At 65.3% G+C, this 25,774-nt stretch carries 32 protein-coding genes and 7 pseudogenes; 31 read left to right on the top strand and 8 right to left on the bottom strand.

The genetic code is table 11. The annotated features are described in order from the left end of the window. Positions 1–3 precede the first annotated feature (3 nt). The 24 genes and pseudogenes from GNX96_RS34005 (at position 4) to GNX96_RS34110 (ending at position 15,875) form a co-directional block, all read left to right on the top strand. A complete protein-coding gene (locus GNX96_RS34005) occupies positions 4–1,563 on the top strand; it encodes an acetyl-CoA carboxylase carboxyltransferase subunit alpha/beta (RefSeq protein WP_279582187.1) in 1,560 nt (519 codons plus the stop codon). 98 nt (positions 1,564–1,661) lie between these two features. Continuing rightward, the gene (locus GNX96_RS34010) at positions 1,662–2,102 is read left to right on the top strand and encodes an acetyl-CoA carboxylase biotin carboxyl carrier protein (RefSeq protein WP_163572023.1); all 441 of its coding nucleotides are present in this window, start codon (positions 1,662–1,664) and stop codon (positions 2,100–2,102) included. A gap of 3 nt (positions 2,103–2,105) precedes the next feature. After that, the gene (locus GNX96_RS34015; RefSeq protein WP_163572024.1) at positions 2,106–3,458 is read left to right on the top strand and encodes an acetyl-CoA carboxylase biotin carboxylase subunit; all 1,353 of its coding nucleotides are present in this window, start codon (positions 2,106–2,108) and stop codon (positions 3,456–3,458) included. Between the two features lie 145 nt (positions 3,459–3,603). Then, a complete protein-coding gene (locus tag GNX96_RS34020; protein ID WP_163572025.1) occupies positions 3,604–3,927 on the top strand; it encodes a TcmI family type II polyketide cyclase in 324 nt (107 codons plus the stop codon). Positions 3,928–4,063: 136 nt separating this feature from the next. Beyond that, positions 4,064–4,357 (top strand): cupin domain-containing protein, encoded by a 294-nt coding sequence (locus tag GNX96_RS34025; RefSeq protein ID WP_279582188.1) that lies wholly within the window; start codon positions 4,064–4,066, stop codon positions 4,355–4,357. After that, on the top strand, positions 4,350–5,618 hold the full coding sequence (locus GNX96_RS34030; protein WP_163572026.1) for a beta-ketoacyl-[acyl-carrier-protein] synthase family protein: 1,269 nt from the start codon (positions 4,350–4,352) through the stop codon (positions 5,616–5,618). The genes GNX96_RS34025 and GNX96_RS34030 overlap by 8 nt, the downstream gene beginning before the upstream one ends. Then, the gene (locus tag GNX96_RS34035; RefSeq protein WP_163572027.1) at positions 5,611–6,831 is read left to right on the top strand and encodes a ketosynthase chain-length factor; all 1,221 of its coding nucleotides are present in this window, start codon (positions 5,611–5,613) and stop codon (positions 6,829–6,831) included. The genes GNX96_RS34030 and GNX96_RS34035 overlap by 8 nt, the downstream gene beginning before the upstream one ends. 19 nt (positions 6,832–6,850) lie before the next feature. Then, complete coding sequence (locus tag GNX96_RS34040; protein ID WP_279582189.1) at positions 6,851–7,540, top strand: SDR family NAD(P)-dependent oxidoreductase; 690 nt, start codon at positions 6,851–6,853, stop codon at positions 7,538–7,540. Beyond that, positions 7,528–7,611 carry an SDR family oxidoreductase gene (locus GNX96_RS65480; RefSeq protein ID WP_390624206.1) on the top strand — a complete coding sequence of 28 codons (84 nt, stop codon included), beginning with the start codon at positions 7,528–7,530 and terminating at the stop codon, positions 7,609–7,611. The genes GNX96_RS34040 and GNX96_RS65480 overlap by 13 nt, the downstream gene beginning before the upstream one ends. Positions 7,612–7,641: 30 nt before the next feature. Next, a complete protein-coding gene (locus GNX96_RS34045; RefSeq protein WP_163572028.1) occupies positions 7,642–7,890 on the top strand; it encodes an acyl carrier protein in 249 nt (82 codons plus the stop codon). After that, complete coding sequence (locus tag GNX96_RS34050; protein WP_163572029.1) at positions 7,890–8,363, top strand: SRPBCC family protein; 474 nt, start codon at positions 7,890–7,892, stop codon at positions 8,361–8,363. The genes GNX96_RS34045 and GNX96_RS34050 overlap by 1 nt, the downstream gene beginning before the upstream one ends. A 73-nt stretch (positions 8,364–8,436) precedes the next feature. Further along, positions 8,437–8,748, top strand: a complete 312-nt coding sequence (locus GNX96_RS34055; RefSeq protein WP_163572030.1) for a methyltransferase family protein — start codon at positions 8,437–8,439, stop codon at positions 8,746–8,748. Further along, positions 8,670–8,984, top strand: a pseudogene (locus GNX96_RS65485) (methyltransferase); the annotation flags it as partial. The gene GNX96_RS34055 and the pseudogene GNX96_RS65485, both read left to right, overlap by 79 nt. Before the next feature lie 76 nt (positions 8,985–9,060). Continuing rightward, positions 9,061–9,351: pseudogene (locus GNX96_RS57245) on the top strand (methyltransferase); the annotation flags it as partial. Then, positions 9,258–10,549 (top strand): annotated as a pseudogene (locus tag GNX96_RS57250) (LLM class flavin-dependent oxidoreductase). The pseudogenes GNX96_RS57245 and GNX96_RS57250, both read left to right, overlap by 94 nt. Beyond that, positions 10,546–11,279: pseudogene (locus GNX96_RS34070) on the top strand (SDR family NAD(P)-dependent oxidoreductase). Before GNX96_RS57250 ends, GNX96_RS34070 begins: the two co-directional pseudogenes overlap by 4 nt. Before the next feature lie 18 nt (positions 11,280–11,297). Next, positions 11,298–11,504, top strand: a pseudogene (locus GNX96_RS65490) (NmrA family NAD(P)-binding protein); the annotation flags it as partial. A gap of 17 nt (positions 11,505–11,521) precedes the next feature. After that, positions 11,522–11,905 (top strand): NmrA family NAD(P)-binding protein, encoded by a 384-nt coding sequence (locus GNX96_RS34080; protein ID WP_279582190.1) that lies wholly within the window; start codon positions 11,522–11,524, stop codon positions 11,903–11,905. Next, positions 11,887–12,177: a hypothetical protein gene (locus GNX96_RS34085; protein ID WP_163572035.1), complete on the top strand. Its 291-nt coding sequence runs from the start codon at positions 11,887–11,889 to the stop codon at positions 12,175–12,177. Before GNX96_RS34080 ends, GNX96_RS34085 begins: the two co-directional genes overlap by 19 nt. A 51-nt stretch (positions 12,178–12,228) precedes the next feature. After that, a complete protein-coding gene (locus tag GNX96_RS34090) occupies positions 12,229–13,035 on the top strand; it encodes a cytochrome P450 (protein ID WP_163572036.1) in 807 nt (268 codons plus the stop codon). A 4-nt stretch (positions 13,036–13,039) separates the two neighbouring features. Further along, positions 13,040–13,444, top strand: a complete 405-nt coding sequence (locus tag GNX96_RS34095; RefSeq protein ID WP_279582191.1) for a cytochrome P450 — start codon at positions 13,040–13,042, stop codon at positions 13,442–13,444. Continuing rightward, complete coding sequence (locus GNX96_RS34100; protein ID WP_163572038.1) at positions 13,389–14,696, top strand: cytochrome P450; 1,308 nt, start codon at positions 13,389–13,391, stop codon at positions 14,694–14,696. The genes GNX96_RS34095 and GNX96_RS34100 overlap by 56 nt, the downstream gene beginning before the upstream one ends. After that, positions 14,693–15,439 (top strand): cytochrome P450, encoded by a 747-nt coding sequence (locus GNX96_RS34105; RefSeq protein ID WP_163572039.1) that lies wholly within the window; start codon positions 14,693–14,695, stop codon positions 15,437–15,439. The genes GNX96_RS34100 and GNX96_RS34105 overlap by 4 nt, the downstream gene beginning before the upstream one ends. Next, positions 15,354–15,875 (top strand): cytochrome P450, encoded by a 522-nt coding sequence (locus GNX96_RS34110; protein ID WP_279582192.1) that lies wholly within the window; start codon positions 15,354–15,356, stop codon positions 15,873–15,875. Before GNX96_RS34105 ends, GNX96_RS34110 begins: the two co-directional genes overlap by 86 nt. 60 nt (positions 15,876–15,935) lie before the next feature. On the opposite strand, the gene GNX96_RS34115 is transcribed toward GNX96_RS34110, so the two are convergent. Next, complete coding sequence (locus GNX96_RS34115) at positions 15,936–16,364, bottom strand: MarR family winged helix-turn-helix transcriptional regulator (RefSeq protein WP_163572041.1); 429 nt, start codon at positions 16,362–16,364, stop codon at positions 15,936–15,938. A gap of 85 nt (positions 16,365–16,449) precedes the next feature. Here GNX96_RS34115 and GNX96_RS34120 point away from each other — a divergent pair, with 85 nt between their 5' ends. The 4 genes from GNX96_RS34120 to GNX96_RS34135 all read left to right on the top strand — a co-directional run bounded on the left by GNX96_RS34120 (position 16,450) and on the right by GNX96_RS34135 (position 19,549). Continuing rightward, entirely contained in the window at positions 16,450–17,430 is a 981-nt protein-coding gene (locus GNX96_RS34120) for an ATP-binding cassette domain-containing protein (protein ID WP_163572042.1), read from the top strand. Between the two features lie 40 nt (positions 17,431–17,470). Next, positions 17,471–18,262, top strand: coding sequence for an ABC transporter permease (locus GNX96_RS34125; RefSeq protein WP_163572043.1), 792 nt, complete (start codon positions 17,471–17,473; stop codon positions 18,260–18,262). Between the two features lie 15 nt (positions 18,263–18,277). Further along, positions 18,278–19,123: a maleylpyruvate isomerase family mycothiol-dependent enzyme gene (locus GNX96_RS34130; RefSeq protein WP_163572044.1), complete on the top strand. Its 846-nt coding sequence runs from the start codon at positions 18,278–18,280 to the stop codon at positions 19,121–19,123. Positions 19,124–19,204: 81 nt separating this feature from the next. Then, a complete protein-coding gene (locus tag GNX96_RS34135) occupies positions 19,205–19,549 on the top strand; it encodes a neocarzinostatin apoprotein domain-containing protein (RefSeq protein ID WP_163572045.1) in 345 nt (114 codons plus the stop codon). Positions 19,550–19,664: 115 nt separating this feature from the next. On the opposite strand, the gene GNX96_RS65495 is transcribed toward GNX96_RS34135, so the two are convergent. The 3 genes from GNX96_RS65495 to GNX96_RS34150 all read right to left on the bottom strand — a co-directional run bounded on the left by GNX96_RS65495 (position 19,665) and on the right by GNX96_RS34150 (position 21,485). Then, positions 19,665–19,841: a hypothetical protein gene (locus GNX96_RS65495; RefSeq protein ID WP_390624207.1), complete on the bottom strand. Its 177-nt coding sequence runs from the start codon at positions 19,839–19,841 to the stop codon at positions 19,665–19,667. Continuing rightward, positions 19,762–20,883, bottom strand: coding sequence for a cytochrome P450 (locus GNX96_RS34145; RefSeq protein ID WP_163572047.1), 1,122 nt, complete (start codon positions 20,881–20,883; stop codon positions 19,762–19,764). Before GNX96_RS34145 ends, GNX96_RS65495 begins: the two co-directional genes overlap by 80 nt. An 86-nt stretch (positions 20,884–20,969) precedes the next feature. Next, positions 20,970–21,485, bottom strand: a complete 516-nt coding sequence (locus GNX96_RS34150) for a TetR/AcrR family transcriptional regulator (protein ID WP_163572048.1) — start codon at positions 21,483–21,485, stop codon at positions 20,970–20,972. A 163-nt stretch (positions 21,486–21,648) separates the two neighbouring features. Here GNX96_RS34150 and GNX96_RS65500 point away from each other — a divergent pair. The 3 genes and pseudogenes from GNX96_RS65500 to GNX96_RS34160 all read left to right on the top strand — a co-directional run. After that, positions 21,649–21,768, top strand: a pseudogene (locus GNX96_RS65500) (FMN-dependent NADH-azoreductase); the annotation flags it as partial. Between the two features lie 94 nt (positions 21,769–21,862). Continuing rightward, positions 21,863–22,300 carry an NAD(P)H-dependent oxidoreductase gene (locus GNX96_RS34155; RefSeq protein ID WP_279582193.1) on the top strand — a complete coding sequence of 146 codons (438 nt, stop codon included), beginning with the start codon at positions 21,863–21,865 and terminating at the stop codon, positions 22,298–22,300. Further along, a complete protein-coding gene (locus GNX96_RS34160; protein WP_279582194.1) occupies positions 22,297–22,572 on the top strand; it encodes an SMR family transporter in 276 nt (91 codons plus the stop codon). Before GNX96_RS34155 ends, GNX96_RS34160 begins: the two co-directional genes overlap by 4 nt. A 115-nt stretch (positions 22,573–22,687) precedes the next feature. On the opposite strand, the gene GNX96_RS61635 is transcribed toward GNX96_RS34160, so the two are convergent. The 4 genes and pseudogenes from GNX96_RS61635 to GNX96_RS34175 all read right to left on the bottom strand — a co-directional run. Further along, positions 22,688–23,089 (bottom strand): family 1 glycosylhydrolase, encoded by a 402-nt coding sequence (locus tag GNX96_RS61635; RefSeq protein WP_313885845.1) that lies wholly within the window; start codon positions 23,087–23,089, stop codon positions 22,688–22,690. Continuing rightward, positions 23,044–24,036: pseudogene (locus tag GNX96_RS34165) on the bottom strand (family 1 glycosylhydrolase); the annotation flags it as partial. The pseudogene GNX96_RS34165 and the gene GNX96_RS61635, both read right to left, overlap by 46 nt. A 27-nt stretch (positions 24,037–24,063) precedes the next feature. Beyond that, the gene (locus GNX96_RS34170; RefSeq protein WP_163572049.1) at positions 24,064–25,473 is read right to left on the bottom strand and encodes a glycoside hydrolase 5 family protein; all 1,410 of its coding nucleotides are present in this window, start codon (positions 25,471–25,473) and stop codon (positions 24,064–24,066) included. Then, positions 25,470–25,774 (bottom strand): glycoside hydrolase 5 family protein (locus GNX96_RS34175; protein WP_279582196.1); only part of this gene is annotated, 305 nt, incomplete at its 5' end. The genes GNX96_RS34170 and GNX96_RS34175, both read right to left, overlap by 4 nt.

Below are 25,774 nucleotides of genomic sequence, written 5' to 3' on the forward strand. Positions count from 1 at the left end.
CCGGTGCCGTCCTGCAATGAGCTCATCTATGCGAAAAAGCTGGAGCGGAACCTGCACGTCTGCCCGGACTGCGGGTCGCATCACCGGCTCACCGCGCCGCAGTGGCTCGACCTGCTGGTCGACCCGGGTGCGCAGCCGGTGTTGGCGGGACCCATCGGGGCCGCGGATCCGCTTGGTTTCGTTGATTCGATGCCCTATCCGCAACGTTTGGAAGCAGCGCGGCGCAAAACCGGGCTGGCCGAGGCCGTGGTGTGCGTACGCGGCCGGATCCAGGGCTGGCCGGTGGTCGTCGCGGCGATGGATTTCCGCTTTCTGGGCGGAAGCCTTGGCGCCGGTGCCGGCGAGCTGATCGTCGCCGCGGCGGCCCGCGCGCTGGCTGACGGAGTGCCGTTCGTGATCGTCACCGCCGGCGGCGGCGGCGCGCGGATGCAGGAGGGCGTGATTTCCCTGCTGCAGATGGCACGTACCAGCCAGGCGCTGGCTGAGCTGGACGAAGCCGGCCTGCTGACCGTCTCGGTCATCACCGATCCCACGTATGGCGGCGTGGCGGCCTCTTTCGCGACGCTCACGGACGTGATCCTGGCCGAGCCGGGCGCGCGGCTGGGATTCGCCGGTCCGCGGGTGATCGCCGAGACGGTCGGGGAAACGCTGCCCGAGGGTTTCCAGACCGCCGAGTTTCTGTTGGCCAACGGGCTGATTGACGACGTACGTCCACGGGCCCTGATGCGGGCGACGCTCGGGAAACTTCTCGCGGTGGCGGACAGTGGCAAAGCCGGCCGCCCCGGTCGGGCCGTACCGCGTCGTACGGGCGAGCCGGTTGTCACCCAGGCCGACCAGTTGCCGGCCCGACTCGCGTGGGATGTCGTGCAGTTGGCTCGCCATCTCGATCGGCCGTCCACTGTGGACCACATTGGCCAGCTGATAGATGGTTTTGTGGAACTGCATGGCGATCGTGCCTCCGGCGACTGTCCGGCGATTGTTGGTGGCCTGGGACTGCTGCGGGGCCGCCCGGTGGTGGTGATGGGCCATCAGAAGGGGCACAGCACCCGCGAGTTGGTGGACCGCAACTTCGGGATGGCGTCGCCGCAGGGCTATCGCAAGTCGGCCCGGTTGATGCGGCTGGCCGCCAAACTGGGCCGGCCGGTGGTGACCTTGGTGGACACTCCGGGCGCGCATCCCGGCGTGGCCGCCGAACAACACGGCCAGGCGGTCGCGATCGCGCAGAACCTGCGACTGATGTCCGGCCTGCCGGTGCCGATCGTGGCGGCGGTGACCGGTGAGGGCGGCAGCGGCGGCGCCCTCGCACTGGCAGTCTCGGATCGCCTGCTGGTGGCCGAAAACGCGGTCTACTCGGTGATCAGCCCGGAAGGATGTGCGGCGATTCTCTGGAAGAGCCGGGCACATGCGCCGCGAGCCGCGCAGGCGTTGCGGGTGGATGCCCGCGCACTGTTGGAATTCGGCGTGGCCGACGGGGTCGTACGAGAGCCCGCCGGAGGGTGCACACGAGGATCCGGCGCTGGCCAGCGGCTGGCTCGGCGACGCTCTGTGCGCAGCACTGGATGAGCTTCTTCCGTTGTCTCCGGCCGAAATCGTCCGCCGCCGGCGAGAGCGGTTCCGAGCCGTCGGCCGCCCGAAGCCCACCACCGAAAGCAGGAGGCTGGATGCCACCGCATGACGACCCCGAGATCCTTCGGCAGCTCTGCGCCCACGCGGCCGAGCTCGCCCAGGCATCCGGCCGGCCGCTCAGCCGGCTGACCGTACGTACTGGCGAGACCGTCGTCGAGCTGGAGTGGGCTCTTACGACGACCGCCGCGCCGGAAATCCCTGCCGGTCCCACCGAAGCCGAGGCCGAGCTCCGCTATCTGCGTTCGCCCATGGTCGGCACCTTCTATCACGCGGCGACTCCGGACAGCGCGCCTTTCATCGGCGAGGGTGACGTCATCGAGATCGGCCAGCCGGTCGGGATTTTGGAGGCGATGAAGCTGATGAACCCGGTCGAGGCGGACATCATCGCCGGCCGGGTACTGGAAATCGTGGTACCGGACGGCACTTTCGTCGAGTACGACCAGCCGCTGGTGCTGCTCGCGCCGGCCGGAGCGTAGGCGATGTTCAGCAGCGTCCTGATCGCGAACCGCGGCGAGATCGCCCTGCGGGTCGCGCGTACCTGCCGAGAGCTGGGAATCCGGGTCATCGCGGTCTATTCGACAGCGGACCGGGACACCGCCGTGGTCCGGTTCGCCGACGAAGCGGTCCACATTGGACCGCCCACGCATCGGCGCAGCTATCTGAACGTGCCGGCCATTATCGAGGCAGCGCTGTGTACTGGCGCGGAGGCGATCCATCCCGGCTATGGTTTTCTGTCCGAGGATCCGGACTTCGCGGAAATCTGCGCCCAGAACGGCATCGCCTTCGTCGGACCGCCGCCTGAGAGCATGGCGTTGCTGGGCGACAAGGCGCGTACGCGTGCGTTGATGACCGACGCGGGTCTTCCGCTGCTGCCAGGCAGCCGAAAAAAAACCCTCGACAGCGCCGATGAGGCTCTGCGTTTCGCCGAGTCGGTGGGATTTCCGGTGATCGTGAAGCCGGCCGCGGGTGGCGGTGGCCGGGGGATGGCGATCGTACGCGATGCGGGCTCGTTTTCGCGGGCGTATCTGGACTGCCAGGCCAACGCACAAGCCGTCTTCGGCGACCGCCGGGTCTATGTCGAACGGTTTCTCGACCAGGCAAGGCATGTGGAAATCCAGGTGTTGCGGGATGCGTTCGGACATGCGGTCTCGCTCGGTGAGCGTGACTGTTCCGTCCAGCGTAGGCACCAGAAACTCATCGAGGAGACTCCCGCTCCGGATCTGCCGGCCGACTTGCTGGCGCGAATGGGCCGGGCCGCGGTCAGTGGTGCGGCGGCCGCCGGCCTGATCGGCGCCGGCACGTTCGAGTTCCTGGTCGACGAACGCGGTGATTTCTTCTTCATGGAAATCAACGGCCGGATTCAAGTGGAACATCCGGTCACCGAGATGGTCACCGGCGTCGACATCGTCGCCGAACAACTGAATATCGCCGCCGGCCGGCGAATGGCTCTGCGGCAGCAGGACGTGGTGCCACGCGGGGTGTCCATCGAATGCCGGGTGGTCGCCGAGGATCCGGCCCGTGGATTCCTGCCCACGCCGGCGACGCTGACCGAATTCGAACCGCCCGGCGGTCCGTTCGTACGCGTCGACACCCACGGCTATCCTGGCTGGTCGCTCGGCCCGGATTACGACTCGCTGCTAGCAAAAGTCGTCGTCTGGGCGCCAACTCGGGCCGCCGCCATCGCACGCATGGACCGCGCCCTCGGCGAATTCCGCGTCACCGGTCCCGGCCTTTGCACCACCATCGAGTTTCTCCGCGGCGTCCTCGCCGATCCGCTCTTTGTCGGGGCCAAACACACCACCGCCCTCATCGATCACCTCACCCGAATGTGACGAACGGTTACGTCTCCTGTGAGCTGTTTCGTTACATTCAAGGAAAAGTCGCGGGTGTTGTACAGGGATCGCACCGGGTTAAAGTTATTGCCACGATGTAAATGCCTTTTGATTCTGATAAATCTGAGGAAAGGAAAGCGGGACAGTGGCGCATAGAACACTGATTGTCGCGCATATGGATCCGGCCGACACCGACGCGGTGGCGGACCTGTTCGCGGAGTCGGACGCGACCGAACTACCGCATATGGTGGGTGTGCAGCGCCGTTCGCTGTTCCGGTTCCATGGCCTCTACTTTCACTTGGTGGAAGCGCAGGAGAACATCGCCCCGCGGCTTTACCAGGCCCGCAGCCACCCGCTCTACCAGCAGCTGAACAGCGGGCTGGCGAAATACATGCGGCCGTACGACCCGAACTGGAAAGAGCCCAAAGACGCCATGGCCGAGCAGTTCTATTCATGGCACGCCGAGTAGTCGGGAGTCGTACGATCATGCCGAAAATCCACGTTGACAGTGTTGAGCCGAACCGCCGCCGCGGTGGCGAACTGCGGGTGTTTGCTGAGCCCCCAAAACGGCCGCTTCCACCTCCGGATTCATGGGCGTTGTCAGGTTGGCGCCGGGAGAGTCCATTTCCGAGCACTACCACCCGTATTCCGAGGAGTTCCTGTACGTGGTCAGCGGCCATCTGCAGATGCGTTTGGACGACGAGAAAATCGACCTCGGGCCGGGCGAGTCGCTGATGGTGCCGATCGATGCCCGGCACCGGCTGGAAAACAGTGGCACCGAGCCGGCCGAAGGCGTGTTCTTCCTCAGCCCACTGGCGCCCCGGCCGGAGCTGGGGCACGTCGACACCGAAGAGCAGCCGAACCAGCAGGAGCCCCAGTTGTCGGTCTCCCATGAGTAAAGCTGTCGTCACCGGGATCGGCGTGGTCGCGCCGGGCGGGATTGGCACCAGGGCGTTCTGGGACCTGCTGTCCTCCGGCCGGACGGCTACCCGTGCGATCACCCATTTCGACACCACCGGCTTCCGGTCCAGGATCGGCGCCGAAGTCGACTTCGATCCGGCCGATTCCGGGCTCACCCATCAGGAAACTCGCCGGATGGACCGCGCCGCACAGTTCGCCGCGGTGTGTACGGACGAAGCCATCGCTGACAGTGGCCTCGACTTCGCCGGCATCGACCCTGGCCGGATCGGCGTGTCGATTGGCAGCGCGGTCGGTTGCACGGTCAGCCTCGAGCGTGAGTATGTCGTGCTCAGCGACACCGGCAAGAACTGGCTGGTGGACGAGACGTACCAGGTGCCGCACCTCTATTCGTACATGGCGCCAAGTTCGCTGGGCTGCGAGGTGGCCTGGCGAGTCGGCGCGGAAGGTCCGGTCGCCGTGGTGTCGACCGGTTGCACGTCCGGATTGGACGCTGTCGGTCACGCGGTCGGGCTGATCGAGGAGGGCACCGCCGATATCGTCCTCGCCGGTGCGACGGACGCGCCGATCTCCCCGATCACGGTCGCGTGTTTTGACGCCATCAAAGCGACTTCGCCAAACAACGAGGACCCCGAGCACGCCCTCAGACCGTTTGACCGGCGCCGCAACGGCTTCGTCCTCGGTGAAGGCGCGGCGATTTTCGTCCTGGAGAGCGCCGAACACGCTCGCCGCCGTGGTGTGCGTGGGTACGTCGAAATCGGTGGTTTCGCGACCCGCAGCAATGCTTTCCACATGACCGGCCTGAAACCGGACGGCCGGGAGCTCAGCGAGGCGATCGCGGTGGCGATGGACCGGGCGCACGCCAACCCCGAGGACATCGACTACGTCAACGCGCACGGCTCGGGAACCAAGCAGAACGACCGGCATGAGACGGCGGCTTTCAAGCGAGCGCTGGGAGAACGAGCCCACCAGGTGCCGGTCAGCTCGATCAAGTCGATGATCGGCCATTCGTTGGGCGCCATCGGGTCGCTGGAGATCGCGGCATGTGCGCTGGCGTTGCAGAACCAGGTGGTGCCGCCGACGGCGAACCTGGAAGAGCCCGACCCCGAATGCGATCTGGACTATGTCCCCAAAGTCGCTCGCGAGCGGGAACTGGAGACGATTCTGACCGTCGGCAGCGGCTTCGGTGGATTCCAGTCCGCGATGGTGTTGAGCAAACCGGCGGGTGAGATTCATGTCTGACGACCGCGCGATCATCACCGGAATTGGTGCCACCGCGCCGAACGGGCTCGGCACCGAGGCGTACTGGGCGGCGACGCTCGACGGCAAGAGTGGTATCCGGGAAATCGAGAGTTTCGACCCGGCGAACTACACGACCCAGGTCGCTGGCCAGGTGCCGGAGTTCGTCGCGACCCAATATGTCCCGGCGAAAGTGATGGTGCAGACCGACCGGTGGACGCATTTGGCGCTCGCCGGCGCGGCGATGGCACTGGCCGACGCAGGTTTGGATCCGGCTGGTATGCGCGAATACGAGATGGCCGTGGTGACCGCCAGTTCGTCTGGCGGCAGCGAGTTCGGCCAGCGGGAGATCCAGAAGCTCTGGAGCAACGGTCCGCAACACGTGGGCGCGTACCAGTCGATTGCCTGGTTTTATGCGGCTTCCACTGGCCAACTGTCGATTATGCACGGAATGCGTGGCGCCTGTGGCGTGCTGGCCTCCGAGCAGGCCGGTGGGTTGGACGTGGTCGCGCAGTCCCGCCGGCTGTTGCGGCGGCCGGACACCACGACCGTGTTGACCGGGGGCGCCGACCATGCCCTTTGCCCGTACGGAATGGTGGCCCAGTCGAGCACCGGACGGCTCAGTAAGGCGGTCGATCCGGAGCGGGCGTACCAACCGTTCACGGCGGACGCCGCTGGATATGTGCCGGGTGAGGGCGGCGCGCATTTCGTGATGGAGCGCGCGGATGAGGCGAAAGCGCGCGGGGCTTCGCAGCGATATGGCGAAGTTCTCGGTTACGCGGCGACCTTCGACCCGCCGCCCGGCTCGCCGCGGCCGCCGTCGCTGCGGCGCGCGATCGAGGGTGCGCTGGCCGACGCCGGCCTCACCTCGGCCGACGTGGACGTGGTTTTCGCTGACGCGGCGGGAGATCCCGAGCTGGATCGGATCGAGGCCGGTGCGATCGCGGCGGTTTTCGGTCCGTACGCGGTGCCGGTGACCGCGCCCAAGACGATGACCGGCCGGCTCTATGCCGGTGGCGCCTCGCTGGACCTCGCGGCCGCCCTGCTGAGCATCCGCGACAACGTCATCCCGCCGACGGTCAATGTCGGCGAGGTGGCGACCGGTTGTCCGATTGACCTGGTCACCGAAACCCGGCCGGCGCGGGTGCGTACCGCCCTGATCGTCGCCCGTGGATATGGCGGATTCAACGCCGCGCTTGTGGTACGTGCGATCTAACACTCTTTCGGAGGAATTTATGGAAATCGACCTGACTGGCAAGAAGATCCTGCTCACCGGCGGCACCAGGGGTATCGGTCGTGGCATCGCGCTGTCGCTGGCGCAGGCCGGTGCCAACCTGATCACCTGCTACCGCAACGAATCCGACTCGGTCGAGAGTCTGATCCGAGAGCTCAAGGACACCCCCGGCGAGCACCACGTGATCCGCGCCGACATCAGCCAGCCGGACCAGGTGCAGCGGCTGGTGGACGAGGCCGGTACGCGTTTTGGTGCACTGGATGTGATTGTCAACAATGCCGGCGCGATCAGCCACATCCCGTTCGAGAAGCTCAGCCTCGACGACTGGCGGCTGGTGCTGGACACCAACCTGACCGCGAGTTTTCTGGTCATCCAGCGCGCCCTGCCGCTGCTGGGCGAGTCAGCCTCGGTGATCAATATCGGCTCGAAGGTCGCCCTGGTTGGGGTGCCGATGCGCGCGCACTACACCGCCGCGAAGGCCGGTCTGATCGGACTTACCCGTTCGCTGGCCAAAGAACTGGGCCCGCGCGGCGTCCGCGTCAACGTCATCGCACCGGGAATCATCGAAGCCGCGGATCTCGCTGAGCGGACCACCCCGCAGGAGTACGAGCAAATGCAACAGCGGCTGGCGCACTACAAGAAGATGGCCGCGCTGGGCCGCTCGGCACCCCGGATGAGATTGCCGGTGTAGTGCTCTTCCTGGCCAGCGATCTCTCCCGGTATGTCACCGGCGAAACCATCAACGTCGACGGCGGCATGTAGTCGTCGCCGGTTCTAGAAGGGAGAAGTGCGATGAGTGAGTTCACCGCGGACGAGTTGGCACGCATCATGCGGCAGTATGCCGGGGTCACCGATCCGCCGCCGCTGGACGGCGAGCAGCGGGACACCGACTTTGCCGAGCTGGGCTGCGATTCCCTTGGTCTGATCGAGGTCAAGGCCAGGATCGAAACCGAGTATCACGTCACCATTCCGGAAAACGGGTTGTCCACGCCGGCCGAGTTGATGGACTACGTCAACGAGCAGCAGAAGGCGAAGCGATAATGGCTGGGCACACCGAAAACAGTGTCGTCATCGAGGCCCCGCTGGACCTGGTGTGGGACATGACCAACGACATCGAGTCGTGGCCGGCTCTGTTCACCGAGTACGCATCTGTCGAGGTCCTGCGCCGGATTGGTCCCACCGTACGATTCCGGCTCACCCTGAAGCCGGACCAGAACGGCACCGCGTGGAGCTGGGTTTCCGATCGTACGTCCAATCCGGCCACCCGCACGGTCCGTGCACACCGTGTGGAGACCGGCAACTTCGAGTTCATGGACATCTTCTGGGAATATACCGAGCTTTCCGATGGCGTTCAGATGCGCTGGGTGCAGGACTTTCACATGTTGGACACCGCCCCGGTGGACGACGAGGCGATGACCAACCGGCTCAACACCAACACGGTGATCCAGATGAACCACATCAAGCGGGCGGTCGAAAAGCGCGCCGCAGAGCTGTCTGAAGGGGCTTTCCGATGACTCAGGCTCCGCCAACCCCGCAGGCTGTTTTCCCCACCTGGCTCAGCTTCCGCCGCGGGTGCGGATGTTGACGATGGTCACCGCGCACCACATTTCCCACGTCATGCACGTGATCGCGGAGCTGGGCATCGCCGACAAGGTGGCGGCCAAGCCGCAGACCGCTGGTGGTGAGTTGGCCGACGAGACCGGTACGGACACGGCCGCGCTGGCCCGGGTGTTGGATGCGGCGACCGCGGTCGGGGTTTTTTCGGCTGCAGCCGGACGGCAAGTACGAGATGACCGCCGAGGCGGAGTTCCTCCGCTCAGATGTTCCGGGGCAGCGTTAAGGACTTCGCCGTCCACATCGGAAACGTCAGCCGCCTGCACTCGTACGGTGAGCTGCTGAACACCGTACGGACCGGCGAGACGGCCTTCAACCGGGTACACGGACAGCCGGTCTTTGACTACTTCGCGGACAAGCCGGAGCTTTCGGCGCCGTTCAACCGGGCGATGACCTCCTTCTCCGGGCACGCTGCGACGGAGCTCGCGAAGCTTGGCCCATTCGGCGACTTCAGTGTGGTGGCGGATCTCGGCGGCGGCCACGGCCTGATGCTGTCCGAGATTCTCAAGCACCACAGCAATGTCCGCGGCCTGCTCTACGACCGTCCCGAGGTCACCCCGGGAGCGCCGGCCCTGCTGAAAAAAGGCGGGCGTCGCCGATCGTACGACCGTGGTCTCCGGCGACTTCTTCAGCAATGTGCCCGAAGGTCCGGACGCGTACATTTTGAAGAGCGTCCTGCACGACTGGGACGACGGCGAATGCGGCACGATCCTGCGCAATGTGCGCAAGGCCATCGGCGAAAACACCGATGCTCGGCTGTTCCTGATCGAGGCCGTGATGACCGAGGCCAACGTCTGGGACTTCAGCCGGATCCTGGACCTGGAGATGCTGGTCAACGTCGGTGGCCAGGAGCGCACCCAGCGCGGCTGGGCGACTTTGCTGGCGGCCAGTGGATTCGAGCTGGTCAAGGTGACCCGGGCGGTGCCACCGAACAACATTCTCGAGTGCAGGCCGGTATGACCCGACCCCGGGTGTCCGCCGGCATCGTGTGGAGCACCAGCGCGCCGATCCCGGCCGGCCGGGCCCAGCTGGGCCTCGCGCGGGCCGGTGGGCTGGATTCCTTCTGGGCCGTCGACCACCTGATCAGCCCGTTTCCGAAAGCCGTGTGGGACCCGGACTTCACCTTCCTGGCGAAGAAAACGTCGACGCCGGACGAGGCGTACGACTTCGCCACCATGTTGGGGCATCTGGCCGGCAAGGCCGGCCGGATGCGCCTGGGCGTGGGCGTCACCGACCCACATCGCCGGCATCCGGCACTGCTGGCCCAGACCTTCCTCACGCTGTCACACCTGACAAAAAGGGCCCCGATCCTCGCGCTGGGAGCTGGTGAAAGGGAAAACCTGGACCCGTACGGAATCGAGCACAGTCAGCCGGTGAGCCGCGTCGAGGAGGCACTGCAAGTTCTCCGTGCCTGCCTCGACGCGGACGGTTCGGTCGACTTCGACGGGAAGTTCTTCCAGCTGGACAAGGCGGTCATGGACCTGCGTCCGCCGCGTCCGGACCGAGCACCTCAGCTGTGGCTGGGAGCCAACGGTCCACGAATGCTTGCCTGACTGGAAAGTACGCGGACGGCTGGTATCCGTGGGAGCTGGTGCCGCCGTCCGAGTACGAGCGGCGGCTCAGCATCGTGACCAAGTCGGCGCTGACCGCTGGCCGCGATCCGGACCGGATCGAGGCTGCACAGGTCATTACCTACGTGGCCGGGTCAAACCAGCAGAATGTGGAAAAGCTGCTCCGCAGCAAGGCGGTCCGCTACCTCGGCCTGTTCGCGTCGGCGGCCGAATGGGCGAACCACGGCGTGGATCACCCGCTCGGGCCCGACTACACCGGCCCGGTCGACCTGATGCCACATCGGTACAGCCGGAGCGAAATGCTGCGGGCGATCGACGCGGTTCCGGACGAGTTGATCCGGCAGCGAATGCTGGTGGGTACGCCCAAACAGCTGCTCAGCAGGATCCGGGACCTGGTCGACGTTGGCCTGCGGCATGCGGTTCTCGTCCCCGCTTCGGCGCTGGTTTCCCCCGCTGATGCCGCTTTTGGGCTCGGCAGCGCGCTGTGGATGGCGAACAGATTGAGGCACGGATGAGGGGACTCGAAGGCCGCCGCGCGCTGGTGACTGGCGGTGCGCGCGGCATTGGCAGGGCTTGTGTGCTGGCGCTGGCCAAGGCCGGGGTGAGGACTGTCGTCGCCTATCGTACAAAAGATCAGGCAGTGGTGGATCTCGACGTGGAGTTGGCGGAAATCGGCTCCGGTCACCGGCTCGTCCAAGCAGACGTGACCAGCGCCGAAGACGTTGCCGCGCTGGCAAAACAGTGTGAGGACTTCCTCGGCGGCCTCGACATTGTGGTCAACAACGCCGGTGTGATCAGTCATGTGCCCTATAGCGTCCTGTCGGACGACGAGTGGGATCGGATCGTACGCACCAACCTCGACGGTACGCACCGGGTGACCAAAGCTGTGTTGCCGCTGCTGGGAAACGGCTCCTCGGTAGTCAACATTGGTTCTGGTACGGCCGACGCCGGCGTGCCGACGCTTGGCCACTATGCCGCGCGAAGGCGGGTGTGGTCGGGTTGACCAAGGCCCTTGGCAAAGAACTCGGCCCAGTGGGCGTACGAGTGAACGCCGTGGTCGCGGGTTTGGTGGAGACCAACATGATCTCCAGCTATTCGAACGAGCAGCGCGAGCGGCTCGCCGCGATGACTTCGCTGCGGCGGCTCGGAAAGCCTGAGGACATCGCCGGTGTGGTGCTTTTCCTCGCCAGCGATCTGGCCCGTTATGTGACAGCCACGACCGTACGCGTCGACGGCGGAATGTAAGAGAAAGGGACTCTTCAGATGTCAGGTCTCGACGTACTCGTGGTGGGTGCGACCGGGCAGCAGGGCGGCGCCACCGCGCGGGAGTTGCTGGCGCACGGCCACACGGTACGTGCGATGACCCGTACGCCGAAGTCGCCGGCGGCACGCGCGCTTGCCTTGGCAGGTGCCAAAATTGTTCGAGGCGATCTCACCGACTGCGGATCGGTCGCGGCCGCCGCGGCCGGAGCGGACGCCGCTTCCTGGTGTCCGACACGTTCGACGCGGGAGTGGAAGAGGAAACCCGGGTCGCCATCAAAGGGGTGGAAGGGTTTCGTGCGGCCGGGGTCGGTCACGTGGTCTACACCTCGGCGGCCAGCGCGGACCGGGACACCGGCGTGCCGCATTACGAGAGCAAGCGGCGAGTCGAGCACTACCTGCGCGAACAGGCCGTGCCGCACACGGTGATCGGGCCCGCTTTCTTCATGGAGAACAGGTTTTTCGGGCTACGCCGGATCGACGACGGCTGGATCCTGCCGAGCCCGATGCCGGTGGACCGGCAGCTCCAGCAGATCCCAGTGGACGACATCGGCGCCTTCGCGCGGCATGTTTTTTTGAGCACCGGGAGCAGATGCTGGGTCAGCGGATAGACATCGCCAGCGACGAGCTGGATGGTCGGCACACCGCGGACGCACTCTCGCAGACCTTGAGCGCATCCGTACGAGCCGTCGCGGTGCCGGCCGATGCGGCCCGTTTCGGGCCGGATCTGGCGAAGATGTTCGACTACATCACCCGAGTGGGTTTCGTCGCGGATGTGGCTGGGCTGCGTCGCGACTTCGCCGACGTGCACTGGCAGCGGTTCGGTGACTGGGCAACGAAACAGGACTGGGTGGCTCAGGCCGGCCGGGCCGAACCACAGTAGACGAGAGGATTATCGTGACCATAGAAGAAAAGGCCGTGCCGGAGCTGTTCAGTGACGGCTTCCTGGCCGACCCGTTCCCGACCTACCTACAACCACCTCCGGGAGAACGACCCGGTGGTACGCATCGACTATCCCGGCCACCGGCTGAGCGTCTGGTTCATCACCCGGTACGAGGACGTGCGTGCCGCCTTCGTGGATCCCCGATTCTGCAAGGACCGTACGACTCTGGGCAGCGACTGCCCGTTGGCGTCCACCGCGCACCACGACCCGGAGCTGGTCGCACTGACCCGCTGTCTGAACATGGTCGACGACCCCGAACACACCCGGCTGCGCCGGTTGGTCTCCACCGGTTTCACCCCGCGACGGGTGAAACAAATGGAAACCGAGGCGCGCGCGTACGCGAACAAACTGATCGACGCGGTGGTCGCGGACGGCAGGATGGATCTGGTCGCGAACCTCGCGAACCCGCTTTCTTTCGACATTATTGGCGGCATGATCGGCGGCCTGCCCGATGAGGAGGGCCGCGGTTTCGACCGGGTCCGACTGCGCGAGCTGGGTCAGCGGCTGACGACGCCGATCAACGGTACGACTCCGTTGGAATACAACGAAATCAAGCATGAGATCAAGCGGCTCACGCTGGACCTGATCGAGCGCCGGCGCGGTTCGGACGGTGGTGACTCGTTCAGTGCCTTCGTCCAGGCCAACGAGCGCGGCGAGATCACCGACGACGAGTTGCTCGCGATGATCGTCACCCTGGTGGTCGGCGGCATGGACACCACTGCCTCCTTCATTGCCACCGCTTTCCACTCGCTGTTGACAAACCCGGAGCAGCTGAAGGGTGCTGCGCGAGCAGCCTGAGCTGATGGAATCGGCCGTTGAAGAGCTGCTGCGCTACGCCGGCGGCATGCAGATGGCGTCTTTCCATTACACCAAGGAAGAGGTGGAGATCGGTGGGGTGACGATCCCGCGCGGCGAGGTGGTCGCTTTCGTGCTCTTCGCGGCCAACCGGGACCCGGAGCAGTTCGAGAACCCGGACCAGCTGGACCTGAACCGGCCGGACAACTCGCATCTGGGTTTCGGGCTGGGCATGCACAACTGCCTCGGCCAGAAGCTCGGCCGGATGCTCACCACGGTCGCGATCGAGACCGTGTTGGAAAGGATAGGCGACTTCCAGCTCGCGGTGCCCGCCGACCAGGTCCACTGGCGGCCGGGTGCACTGCTTCGCGCGCCGCATGAGCTGCCGGTCGTTTTCACCGCCAAGTCTTAGAAAGGGAGACGTAGTCATGGCCGACGCGCCGAAAATGTTCACGCCGGAGTTCCTCGCCAACCCGCACCCGTGTGTGAAGAAGCACCTGCGCGAGACCGCGCCGGTCGTGCCCGTGGTCTATCCCGGCGAAATGACGATCTACTTCGTCACCCGGTTTGACGAGGTCCGCAGCGTGCTGGCGGATACCAGATTCAGCAAGGACCGGTCCGCGCTGACGGACGGGGATCTGCGGCCGGAGCGGTTCGAGCGGGACGAGCGGCTGGCCGCTTTCCACCAGAACCTGAATATGGTGGACCCGCCGAACCACAGCCGGCTGCGCAGGGTCGTCGGACGCCAGTTGCCGCCCCGCAAGGTCCGTGCGCTAGAGGACCGCGCGCGAGCGTACGCTCGGGAATTGCTGGAAAAGTTCGCTGAGACCGGCAAGGCGGACTTGATTGGCGATCTGGTGTTGCCGTTCGCAGAAAAAATTCTCGGTGACTTCAATGGCACGGATGTGTTGACAGCTGAGGAAAACCGTTTCATGCGGGACAAGATCAGCCTGCTGATCAGCCCGCCGTACGATCTGCGGCTGGACGACTTCGAAGTGCTCAAGCACGAGATCATGGAGGTCATCGTCACGTTGCTGGAGCGCCGCGAGGCCAACCCGAACGACTGCGTTTTCAGCGGTTTCATCGCCGAACGCGACGCGGGGGAGCTGTCCGAGCTGGAGCTTTTCGCGCTGACCATCACGATGTTGTTCTCCGGCATCGAGTCGGTCATCGCGTTCACCGGTACGGCCCTGCATTCACTGCTGCGCAATCCCGAGCAGTTGGAGCTGCTGAAGGCGCGGCCCGAACTGTTGCAGAACGCGATCGAGGAGCTGATCCGCTACGACAGCGGCACCCAGATCGGCACCTTCCGGTTCACTCGTGAGGAAATCGAGGTGGGTGGCGTCGCTATCCCGGCTGGTTCGACAGTCTGCCCGCTGCTGGCCGCCGCCCACCGCGACCCGGCGAAGTTCGCCAACCCAGACCGCCTGGACATCACCCGGGAGGACAATCACCACCTCGGTTTCGGCCTGGGCATTCACAACTGCATCGGCGCGTTGTTCGGCCGGATGCTGGCTGGCATCGCGGTCGAGGCGATCGTCACCGGACTCGCGGACGTACGACTCGCCGTCGAACCGGCCGACCTGAAGTGGAAGCCGGGCCTGCTGCACCGCGCGCTTTTCGAGCTGCCGGTGGCATTCGCGCCGGTCGGGGTGCCGGCGTGACCACCACGCAGCAGAGCCACGACCAGGAGTTGGCGCAGATCCGGGAAAACACCCCGGTCTGCCCGGTGACGCCACCCCATGGCGTACCGACGTGGCTGGTCACCCGGTACGACCACGCGCGGGCCGTGCTCGTCGATCCGCGCATCAGCAAGGATATGCACAGCGCGATGTCGGCCTATCAGGCGCTGTTCGGCGACTCGTCGATGGCGTTGGACGACAACATGATCTTCTCTGACGGACCCAAACACACCCGGCTGCGCCGGCTGGTCGCGAAGGCCTTCACCCCACGGCGGGTGGAGGCGCTGCGGCCGCGTACCCAACAGATCACCGACCAGTTATTGGACGCGATCGGCCCGTACGCGCCCGTCAACCTGGTTGAGGCGTTCACTTTTCCGCTCCCCATCACCGTTATCTGTGAGCTGCTGGGTGTGCCAGCGGACATGCGTGCGGACTTCCAGCGTTGGTCGACCACCGTCGCGGGCACTGTCTACGACGATGATTCCGTACGGTTGCAACAGGCGGCTGAGGAGCAGATGCATCACCAGCTCGTAGAGTTGGTGGCACTCAAGAGAAAGGAGCCGGGCGACGATCTGCTGACCGATCTGATCGCTGCGAGGGGACGACGGAGATCGGCTCTCCGAGGCCGAGCTCGTGTCGATGACGTGGTTGCTGCTCTTCGCTGGCCACGAAACGACGGCGCGGTTGTTGGGGAACGCGATCCATGCACTGCTCACCCATCCTGACCAGTTGCGCAGGCTGGTGGCCGAGCCGCACCTGATCGGCACCGCAGTCGAGGAATTCATCCGTTTCGACGGCCCGGCCGAGAACGCCACTTTTCGGGTCGCCACCGAGGATATTCCGCTCGCGGACGCGGTCATCGAAAAGGGTTCGCTGGTGCAGATCGTGCTGGCCACCGCGAATCGAGATCCCCGGCACTTCGACCGCCCGGAGGATTTGGATATCGGGCGTACGGACAACCACCACCTCGGCATGGGTCACGGCATCCACTACTGCCTCGGCGCGTCACTTGCCAGGATGGAAGCCGAAATCGCCATCGGCACCCTGTTCCGCCGCTTCCCGCACCTCACCCTGGCCGGCGAGGTCCCACGGCTTGGCCCCGAAAACCCGGCCTTTCGTGGTGTTTCAGCCCTTCCGGTTCTCCTGCACGCGCGAACTTGACGTTTTCGCTGCCGATACGCCGAAAACGACAGCGAAAACGTCGAGCTCGCGAACGAGTCGTCAGGAGGCGGACATCAGGCGGTGCAGGAAGTCCATCAGGACCGTTCGCTCGGACTCGTCGAGGGCCTGGAAGGTGCGTTCCGCGAGCTCGACGTTGTGTTGGCGGATTTTCTCGATGTGTTCCCAGCCGGCCGGGGTGATGGTGATCAGCGTGGTCCGGCGGTCGTTCCGTGCTGGCGTACGCGCGACCAGCCCGTCGCCTTCGAGGGTGTCGGCGAGCGCGGTGACGGCCCGCGGGGTGACGCCAAGGGCCGTGCCGATGTCGCTCATCCGGGCCCCGGAGCCGATCGACTCCAGCGTCACCATGAACCTCACAGCGGCCACTGACCAGCCCAAAGTCGCGAAATAAGTGCCGGCCTTGCGGCGCATCTCCTGCGCGGCGCGAGTGAACGTCTGGCTCAGGTCGGCGGCGCTTGGTGTCGTACTCAACAAACCTCCTTGGAAGTATTTACATACTTCACTATCCTCCTGTACATAATACAGGAGTTCATCAGTTCTTCGAAGGGAGTGGCCCATGGCGGCTGACAAACCGGCCGTATTGGTCGAAAACGTACGGAAGCGATTCGGCGAGACCGAGGCGTTGCGAGGCCTGGACCTGTCTGTCCAGCCCGGCCAGATCGTCTGCCTGCTCGGCCCGAACGGTGCCGGCAAGACGACCGCGGTCCGCATCATGGCGACCCTGCTGCGCCCGGACAGTGGGCGGGTCGAGGTCGCCGGGCTGGACGTCGTACGTGACGCCCACCGCCTCCGTTCGCTGATCGGCCTGACCGGGCAGTATGCCGCCGTCGACGAATACCTGACAGGGCGCGAAAACCTGGACATGTTCGGCCGGCTCTACAAACTGCCGAGGCGGGCCACGAAGGCGCGTACGGCAGAGTTGCTGGCTCGTTTCGAGCTGACCGACGCGGCCAACCGCCCGGTCAAAACGTACTCCGGCGGCATGCGTCGGCGCCTGGACCTGGCGGCCAGTCTGGTCGTCTCGCCGCCGGTGCTGTTCCTCGACGAGCCGACCACCGGCCTGGATCCGCGCAGCCGCCTCGGCATGTGGGAGGTCGTACGCGGCCTGACCGCCGCCGGCACTTCGGTGCTGCTGACCACCCAGTATTTGGAGGAGGCTGATCAGTTGGCCGACGACATCTACGTCATAGACCACGGCCAGGCGATTGCGCACGGCACCGCTGACCAGCTGAAATCCCAGATAGGCGGGGAGCGGCTGGAGATCACCATGGCCGACCCGGGGGATCTGGAGCTGGCCGCGGACGTGCTCCGCGGCTTCGGTGACGGGATCCCACATGTCGACACTGAGCGGCGGAAGGTCGCGGTCGCGGTGAAGTCGCGTACGGGCCTGCTCACCGACGTGGTGCGCGAGCTGGACGGGACCGGCGCCGGCGTACAGGACCTCGCGATGCGGCGGCCAACGCTGGACGACGTTTTCCTGGTGTTGACCGGACACAGCGCCGAACCGGTCGCCGAACTCGTGGAGGTGGCCTCATGACCGTGCTTTTCCTCAGCGCCCCCCACCGCGGGTGATCGCGGTGCCGTCCAGCAATCCACTTCTGGGCTTCTTCTTGGAAGTCTGTGTGCTCGCCAAGCGCTATCTGATCCATTTGCGCCGGCAGCCACAGCAGTTGATGTTCGCCACCGCGCAACCGGCGCTTTTCGTGCTGATGTTTCGTTTTGTGTTTGGTGGGGCCATCAAGATCGGTGCTGGCGCGACCAACTACGCCAGCTATCTGATGCCGGGCATCTTTATCCAGAGCGTCACGCTCGGCGCGATGACAATTGGCGTACGGCTGGCCGAGGATATGCACAGCGGCCTGATCGACCGGTTCCGGTCGCTGCCGATCTCTCGGGCGGCGGTCCTGACCGGACACACCACCGCCGGTCTGCTGCGCAATCTTTTCGTGGTATGTATCGTTTTCGTGGTGGGCCTCGCGGTGGGCTTTCGGCCGGCCCTGGACCCGCTGGGCTGGCTGGCCGCGATCGCGTTGATTTTGGGCTTCACGTTCGCGATTTTCGTGGGTCGCGGTGACGATCGCGCTCTATGTCTCCAATCTGGAGGCCGTGGAGATGGCCGGGCTGACGCTGCTCATGCCGCTGACTTTTTGTCAGCAGCGCGTTCGTTCCGACCCAGTCGATGCCCGGACCGCTGCGCTGGTTTGCCGAACACCAGCCGGTCAGCGTCGTTATCGACGCAGTACGGCCGTTGTTCCTGGGCACCGACCCCGGCCCCTACCCATATTTGGCGCTGCTGTGGATCGTCGGCATCGTCGCGGTCTTCTCGCGCGCTCGCGGTGCGCGGCTACCTGCGCGCCACATCCAAGTAAAGAAAGAGGAAACCCATGATTCGTGACCTTGCCAGAGACACCCGCGACCGGGATCTGCCCGAGCTGATCGGCATCCTGGAACAGGAACTTGATTCGGTGGCCGCGCTCGCTGGCGAACTTTCCGAGCAGGACTGGGACAAGCCCACCGACTGCCCGGGCTGGTCGGTGAAGGACCAGGTCTCGCACATTGTCGGCGTCGAGCAGCGGCTGCTCGGTGACAAGGACCCCGAGCACGAGCTGCCGGCCGACCTTCCTTACCTGCGCAACGAAATCGCGCGCCAGGTCGAGGTGGCCGTCGACTACCGCCGGTCCAAGCCCGGTGCGGACGTACGAGCCGAGTTGGTGGAAACCACGAAGCGGCGGCTTGCGCAACTGCGTGAGCTGGCCGGCGGCCCGGACGCCGATCCGGAGGTCAAGGGGCCGCTGGGCCACACTCGTACGATGTCCGGCCTGCTGCCGGTGCGTACGTTCGACATCTGGACCCATGAGCAGGACATTCGCAACGCGACCGGCCGACCGGGCAATGTGGACGGTCCGGTCGCGGCCGAGGTGAGTGGCTCGCTCGTACGCATGTTGCCTTATGCGGTAGGAAAGTCCGGGCTGCCGGCTGGAACGACCGTGGAGCTCACGGTGATCGCCCCGCTGCCGTTGAAGACGGTCGTGCTGCGGGTGAAGGCCGCCACCGGCAGCGAGCCGGTGGAGACCGACTCACCGGACGTACGCCTGTCGATCTCCGGCGAGCGGCTCGCTCGGGTCGTCACCGGCCGCCGGCTGCGTCCCGAGGACGCGGGCATCACCGCCACCGGCGAGGAGGCCCATGTGAAGGCCCTTTTCGACACTCTTTTCCGCGTCACTCCGTAGTTCTTGTCCGCAACGCCCCGTTGCCCGCACCACCCGCAAGTAACGGGGCGTTGCGGACACCCCACCCAAAGGAGATTATTGGTGATTGGTCGAATTGTTTTGGTCGCGGCCGCTGCGGGAGCACTGGCTCTCACTTTCAGCGCACCGGTGTCGGCGGCGACCGGGTCGGTCGTGGCGACGCCTGCTTCCGGGCTGACCGATGGTCAGAGCGTCACCGCGGCTGCGGCCGGTTTCGCGACAGGGGAAGGGATTCAGGTCACCGAGTGCGCGGCGGTGGGTACGTCGGTCGGCTGTGACGAGCCGGACGGTGCCAGCGCGACCGCCGATGCGAACGGAAAAGCAGCTGTCTCGCTCACCGTGCGCAAGTCCTTCACCGCGTACACGAACGGAGCCGCGGTGGGGTCTGTGTGGACTGCACCACGGTGAGCAAGGGGTGCTGGATCGGCGCGGTCAACGCTGGTCACACGACGTACGGATCGGCTGTGATCTCGTTCTCCTGAAACAAAAAAAAAGAGGACATCGCGAATGCGATGTCCTCTTTTTACGCTCTGGTGAAGGTAACCGGGAGCGCTGTCACGCCGTGGATAACGAAGTCGGCGCGCCAGCGTACTTCTTCCACCTGACATCCCAGTGCCACCTCAGGCAGCCGGCGTAGCAACGTACGCAGAGCGATGTCGCCTTCCAGCCGGGCCAGTGGTGCTCCGGCGCAGCGGTGAATGCCGTGGCCGAAAGCCAGGTGCGACCCTGGGGGCGCGGTCCAAAACAAGTGTTTCGGCGTCCGGATAACGCTCCGGGTCGCGGTTGGCGGCGTCGATCATCACCGTGAACGACTCGTCCTTGGCGACCTTGACACCGCCAACTTCCATGTCCTCGCTGGCATAGACGACCGCGGGTGCGAATGGGCTTTCATAACGTAGGAATTCCTCGATGGCGAGCGGGATCCGCTCTGGGTCCTCGCGCAGGCTCAGGAGCGCCTTTTCGTCCTGCAGCAGCGCGAACATGGCGTTGCCGATCAGGTTCACGGTGGTCAGGAAGCCGGCCACGATCAGCAACATGATGGTGGAGGCCATTTCCCGATGAGTCAGCGGCTCTTCGGCCTGCACGAGATCGGTGACCAGATCGGTGCCCGGATCGCTCTGTTTGGTGGCGATCAGCCGGTCGACGAAGTCCATCAGCCGGGGCGCCGCGTCCTGATTGAGCTCGGCAACGTCCTGATTGGTGTCCTCGACGAAAAAGACCTGCATGATCGTCATGATTTCGTCGTGCGTACTGCTGGCGATGCCGAGCAGCTCGCAAATGACCCGCATCGGCAACTGAAACGCGAAGTCCGCGATCAGCTCGGCTTCGCCGCGGTCGGCGAAACCGTCGATCAGGTCGTCGCAGATTTCCTGAATGCGGGGTGCGAGCGCGGCGATCCGGCGAGGGCTGAAAGCGGGCTGAACGGCCCGGCGGAGCCGGCCGTGCTCGGGTTGGTCGTGGCTCAGCATGTTGTCCGCGAACGGGTTGTTGGCGGCGTCGAAGGTCTCGTCGGCCTGCGGATCCGCGAGCACCGCGCTGGCCGGCTCGACCTTGCTGACCCGGGGATCCGCCAGCACCGCGCGGGCCTGGTCATAGCGTGTGACCACCCAGGTCACCCCGCCATAGGGGGTACGGCCGCGAACCGGCCCGACCAGCGCCCGCAGGTGGTCGTACGCCGCATGTCGGTGCGCGTTCAGGCGGCCGTCGAGTATCTCGGTGGCAAGAGTTTCCCCATCTGTCATAGAGCAAATCGTGCCAGCGCGCCACCTGTTCAATCAATGATGTTCAACCGTACGACTGCGCCCTTGCGGCAGTCGATCAGCTCTGGTCAGCGGAAAACCCCGCGGGCGAGAAGATGTAACGCGGACGTGATCCGGTCCGGGCCGAGGTGCCGGGTTTCTTTCTGGAAACGGAAAGCTTCCGGTGCGAGCGGGGCCAACAGAATATCCACCAGCGCGTCCGGATCCGCCAAGTCCGCCTCGACGAGCAGTGATCTCACGTGTACGCGCCAAAATCCGTACGCACCGCCAGTGAAGCGGGCGTCACCGACCTCGGCGCCGAGCACCAGATCGATGTGCTGGTCGAGCAATTCCACCATTGCCGTGTAGAAAGCGGCCATTCGCTCGGCCGGCGCGGCGCCCGGCCCGAGCGGCGGCTCACCGTGCAGCAGCTTCTCCTGCAGCTCACGTTCATGCGCATCGAGCAGTGCCACCGCGATCGACACCGTGTCGGGATAGCGGCGGTAGAGCGTGCCTCGACCGACGCCGGCCTCCCGCGCGATGTCGTCCATCGTGACGGCTCGCGGGTCGCGGCTGGCGAAGAGCCGCCGCGCGGCGGCCAGCACCCGTGCGCGGTTCCGCGCCGCATCGGCACGTTCGGGCCGGTGGGGGGCCTTCGTCGAGCAAGTTCATCGGCTCACTCTACCGCGTAACTGGACAGTCTGACCACTTGGCGCTACGGTCATAAGTGGACGCACCGTCCAGTTAATTCCAGCCAGGAGTGTTCCGATGACCCATCTGCTGCACCTCGACACAAGTGCCCGCTCCCGTTCCTTCTCCCGCGAGCTCACCGCCCGGTTTGCCACCGCGTGGCGAGCGGCACACCCCGATGGCGGCTACACGTACCGCGATCTGGCGGCCGCTCCGCCACCGCCAATTGGCGAAGCCTGGACCGAAATCTGTGACGCACTGATGGCCGAGCGGATCACCGACATCTCCCGCTATGCGGAAGTTGTTCGTACGCCCCGCACAACGCGCCGCCTGGTCGGTCGTCGAGCCGCTGTTGGCCGAGCTCGTACGCGCCGATGTCGTGTTGATCGGAGCGCCGATGTACAACTTCGGCATTCCCGCCGTGCTCAAGGCCTGGATCGACCAGGTGACCTTTCCGCGAATGTCGTTGGCGGGCCGGGCTTTTGTCGTCGTCAACGCCCGCGGCGGCTCGTACGTGCCGGGGGCGCCACGAGCGCCGTACGACTACCAGGAGCCCTATCTGCGGGATTTCCTGGCTGGTCACATGTCCGTCGACGACGTCACCTTTATCAGCTCCGAACTGACAAACGCGCTGGTCGACCCGGTGATCGCAGACCTGGCTGGAAAGCAGCGTGAGTCCCACCTGCTGGCCACCGAGCTGGTGGACAAACAAGCGGCGAGTTCTCAATGAGCTGGGTGGTGCTGGTGCTGGCCGGCCTGGTGGAAGTCGCGTGGTCGCAGAGCATCAAGCCAACGAACAACTTCACTCGCCCGTTGCCAACGCTGCTCTGCCTGGCGCTCGCCGCGGTCGCGGTCTACCTGTTGTCGTGGTCGATGAACAGCTTGCCGGTTGGCACCGCCTACGCGGTTTTCACCGGAATAGGCGCGATCGGTGCGATCACTCTGGGTGTGGTGGAAACAGGGACCCGCTCAGCATTGGCCGTTTCGCCGCGCTGGCACTGATCGTCGGCGGCATCGTCCTGGCCCGCGTCACCACAACCGCTCCCACTGAATAATTCGCGAATGTAACGAAGCAGCTCTGTTCTGTGAGCCGTTTCGTTACATTCGCGGGGAAAACCTAGCGGGTGATCACCTGGTGGAACCAGTGGTAGCTGGACTTGGGGATCCGGGCCTGCGTTTCGTAGTCGACATAGACCAGCCCGAAACGCTTGGAGTAGCCATAGCCCCACTCGAAGTTGTCCATCAATGACCAGCAGAAGTATCCGCGTACGTCGACGCCTTCCTCGATCGCCTGCCGTACTGCCCGCAGGTGGGTGTCGAGGTAGGCCACTCGTTCCGGGTCGTCGACCGCGCCGGCACTGTCCACTGTGTCCACGTAGGCGCTGCCGTTTTCGGTGATATAGACCGGCGGCAGCTGCGATATTCTGCGGCCAGCCAGGTCAGCAGCCGGCGCAGGCCGTCCGCCTCGGTCGGCCAGCCCATCGCGGTACGGGACAGCTCGGCCGGCGGGTTGTCCCACACCCCGATGTCGGTGGCCACCCGCTGGGTGAGATCGGTGTCGGCGCTGGGCGCATGCTTGGCATATTGCGGCATGTAGTTGTTCACGCCGAAAAAGTCCAGTGGCTGCGCCACAATCTCCAGATCGCCATCCTGTCGGAAGGAGAAGTCGCTGATGGGCGACCACACCTCCTGCTCGGCCACCGGCCACCGGCCGGCCAGCAGCGGGTCGGAGAAGACCCGGTTCTGCAACAGTTCGGCGCGTACGGCGGCAGCCTTGTCCTGAGGGCTGTCAGTGGCCGCCCGCACGTGGTTCATGTTCAGCGTGATGCCGAATTTCTCGTCGCCGTACTGCTGGGCGCGCATGGCCTGTACGGCCAACCCATGGCCGACCAGCAGATGGTGCGCGGCCGCCAGCGCGCCATGGCCTTCCTGCGCGCCGGGAGCGTGCCGGCCTTCGGCGTAGCCGATGAAAGCCGAACAGTAGGGCTCATTCAGCGTTGTCCACATAGGAACGCGATCGGACAGGGCCGCGTGTACGATCGCCGCGTACTCACCGAATCGCTCCGCGGTGTCCCGTACTCGCCAGCCGCCGGCGTCTTCCAACGCCTGCGGGAGATCCCAGTGATAGAGCGTCAAATAGGGCGTGATGCCGGCGTCGCCGAGTTCATCCACCAGCCGCTGGTAAAAGTCGAGCCCCTCGACGTTCGCCGGGCCCTTGCCGTCGGGCTGGATCCGCGGCCAGGCCACCGAGAACCGGTATGCGCTGACGCCGAGGTCCTTCATCAGCCCGATGTCCTGCCCGTACCGGTGAAAGTGGTCGCAAGCCACGTCGCCGGTGTCGCCGTGCGCGGTCTTTCCCGGCGTGTGCGAGAAGGTGTCCCAGATCGACGGGCCGCGGCCGCCTTCGCCGACCGCACCCTCGATCTGGTACGCCGCGGTGGCGGTGCCCCAAAACGAACCCGGCAGGGAACACCGGGAAGTCCATTGTAGACACTATTCCCCCTTCGTGATTTCGAGAACTTGTACGCCAAAAGGCGGCAACGTCACGTCATCCACCGGCTCGCCGGCGAGCGTCCGCAACGGCACTTCTGGCCGGATGGTCACCTCGGTCGGATGCTGGCTGACGAACCAGCCGAACCGGCGACCGTCGGCGTGTACGAGCGTGTCGGTCAAGACCCGCGGATCGTCCACCACCAGTTCGCGGGCTACGCCAGCGATCCGCGCCAGCGCGTCGTAAATCCGATAAGTGGGCTCCGGATTCACGTCCTGGTTGGCCGAGGCCAGGTATTCCAACGGATACGTGCACAACACGGTCTCGCCACTGCCGGTGGCGTGCCGCAAAAGTGCCGGCCGGCCGTACGCGTCGACCGCGACGACCTTTGCGTCGCGCGCCTGCACCGGCAGGTAGGCGCGGCTGTTTTCGTTGCCGGCGGTTCGAAACCGCAGCACCTCGCCGGCCGCTATCGAGCCGAAGTCGTCGGTGAACGTCATTTCCACGACATCATCGACGATCGGTTGCACCAGCCCGTACGAGAGTTCGTGCTCGACCCCGAACATGTCGTTCAGCTTCGGGTGCCAGAACGCCCGGTGGAAGTCCTGTTCCCCGGAACAGAAAGACAGGTAGACGACGGCTCCAGCAGCGGCCAGCTCGCCGAGTTGGTGCCAGGTCGGCGCGAGAATCTGCCGGACGCAGGGGAGCAGGTAGAGCTTCGAGTCGGTGGCGATTCCGTCCCGTTCGCGGGTGAACGCGACCGGTAGGCTCGCCTCCCGGGCGGCCACATAGCCCTGCCGGAGGGTACGGAAGACGAAACTTCGGTCCGCCGCCGTGGAAACCGGATAGTCGCACTCCAGGTAGGCGGTGACCACCAGAGCAGCGTCGGTATCCGCGCGCCGGGTGCGTACGAAGTCCACATCGGACAGTGTCTTCGCGAAGTCCCGAAGCTCCAGCAGTGGCGCCTTGGGCTCGCCGGTGTTCGTGGTGATCCCGAAATGCATCTCGAACGGGTGGTGACGGTACGGCGGCTGGTCGGCCAGATGGTCATAATCGGTGTTGTTCCACGCGATCCAGCCGGTGGCACCGGCAAGCAGCGAGTTGTGCAGCGTTTGCCGGTAGTAGTGGTGCTGGTTGGCCACCGACACGAAATCCGTCGACAGCCCGAACTCCTCCATGATCACCGGCTTGCCAGTGACCGCGGACAGCTCGCAGATGAAGGCCGCGCCCAGGTGCTGGCGGATCTGATCCGTCTCCATCCGGTAGACGTGCGGGCCGGTGAAGTCGGTGAGCTTTCCGGTTTCCCGTACCGAGAAGCCGTTGTCCTCGCCGGTCACCTCGATGCCCCAGGCGCCGTCGCCGAGGGACACCGGCTGGTCGCCGCCACCGGCCCGAACGGCCTGCACCATCATCGCGTCGCCCAGCTGATCACGTCCTGCGCGGGCGCGGCGGGTTGTCCGCGCCGCCGCCGGCCGTAGATCGGCATTTCGTTGCTGATCAGCCATCCGGCGACGGCCGGGTGGTCGTGCAGGGCGGACACCATCCGCTCGATAAACCAGGCCTGCCGGCTCACCATCCATACGTCGGCATAGAGATCTCGTCCACCGCGCCAACTCGGATCCCAGTTCTCGCCGGACATGTGCCCGACGATGTGTGCGTCAAGGAAATGAACATGCGGTGTCGATTGTGCGTCAAGGAAATCCGGAACAGCTC

The sequence above is a fragment of the Fodinicola feengrottensis genome, assembly GCF_010993775.1.
GTDB lineage: Bacteria > Actinomycetota > Actinomycetes > Mycobacteriales > HKI-0501 > Fodinicola > Fodinicola feengrottensis.

What these genes read in the sequence shown, in the direction of transcription:
- GNX96_RS34110 (WP_279582192.1), top strand. Translation starts at nt 15,354, where the DNA reads ATGACGTGGTTGCTGCTCTTCGCTGGCCACGAAACGACGGCGCGGTTG.
- GNX96_RS34145 (WP_163572047.1), bottom strand. Translation starts at nt 20,883, where the DNA reads ATGACAGATGGGGAAACTCTTGCCACCGAGATACTCGACGGCCGCCTG.
- GNX96_RS34035 (WP_163572027.1), top strand. Translation starts at nt 5,611, where the DNA reads ATGTCTGACGACCGCGCGATCATCACCGGAATTGGTGCCACCGCGCCG.
- GNX96_RS34050 (WP_163572029.1), top strand. Translation starts at nt 7,890, where the DNA reads ATGGCTGGGCACACCGAAAACAGTGTCGTCATCGAGGCCCCGCTGGAC.
- GNX96_RS34160 (WP_279582194.1), top strand. Translation starts at nt 22,297, where the DNA reads ATGAGCTGGGTGGTGCTGGTGCTGGCCGGCCTGGTGGAAGTCGCGTGG.
- GNX96_RS34155 (WP_279582193.1), top strand. Translation starts at nt 21,863, where the DNA reads ATGCGGAAGTTGTTCGTACGCCCCGCACAACGCGCCGCCTGGTCGGTC.
- GNX96_RS34040 (WP_279582189.1), top strand. Translation starts at nt 6,851, where the DNA reads ATGGAAATCGACCTGACTGGCAAGAAGATCCTGCTCACCGGCGGCACC.
- GNX96_RS34010 (WP_163572023.1), top strand. Translation starts at nt 1,662, where the DNA reads ATGCCACCGCATGACGACCCCGAGATCCTTCGGCAGCTCTGCGCCCAC.
- GNX96_RS34095 (WP_279582191.1), top strand. Translation starts at nt 13,040, where the DNA reads ATGGAATCGGCCGTTGAAGAGCTGCTGCGCTACGCCGGCGGCATGCAG.
- GNX96_RS34130 (WP_163572044.1), top strand. Translation starts at nt 18,278, where the DNA reads ATGATTCGTGACCTTGCCAGAGACACCCGCGACCGGGATCTGCCCGAG.
- GNX96_RS34055 (WP_163572030.1), top strand. Translation starts at nt 8,437, where the DNA reads ATGGTCACCGCGCACCACATTTCCCACGTCATGCACGTGATCGCGGAG.
- GNX96_RS34170 (WP_163572049.1), bottom strand. Translation starts at nt 25,473, where the DNA reads ATGATGGTGCAGGCCGTTCGGGCCGGTGGCGGCGACCAGCCGGTGTCC.
- GNX96_RS34120 (WP_163572042.1), top strand. Translation starts at nt 16,450, where the DNA reads ATGGCGGCTGACAAACCGGCCGTATTGGTCGAAAACGTACGGAAGCGA.
- GNX96_RS34085 (WP_163572035.1), top strand. Translation starts at nt 11,887, where the DNA reads ATGCTGGGTCAGCGGATAGACATCGCCAGCGACGAGCTGGATGGTCGG.
- GNX96_RS34045 (WP_163572028.1), top strand. Translation starts at nt 7,642, where the DNA reads ATGAGTGAGTTCACCGCGGACGAGTTGGCACGCATCATGCGGCAGTAT.
- GNX96_RS34030 (WP_163572026.1), top strand. Translation starts at nt 4,350, where the DNA reads ATGAGTAAAGCTGTCGTCACCGGGATCGGCGTGGTCGCGCCGGGCGGG.
- GNX96_RS34015 (WP_163572024.1), top strand. Translation starts at nt 2,106, where the DNA reads ATGTTCAGCAGCGTCCTGATCGCGAACCGCGGCGAGATCGCCCTGCGG.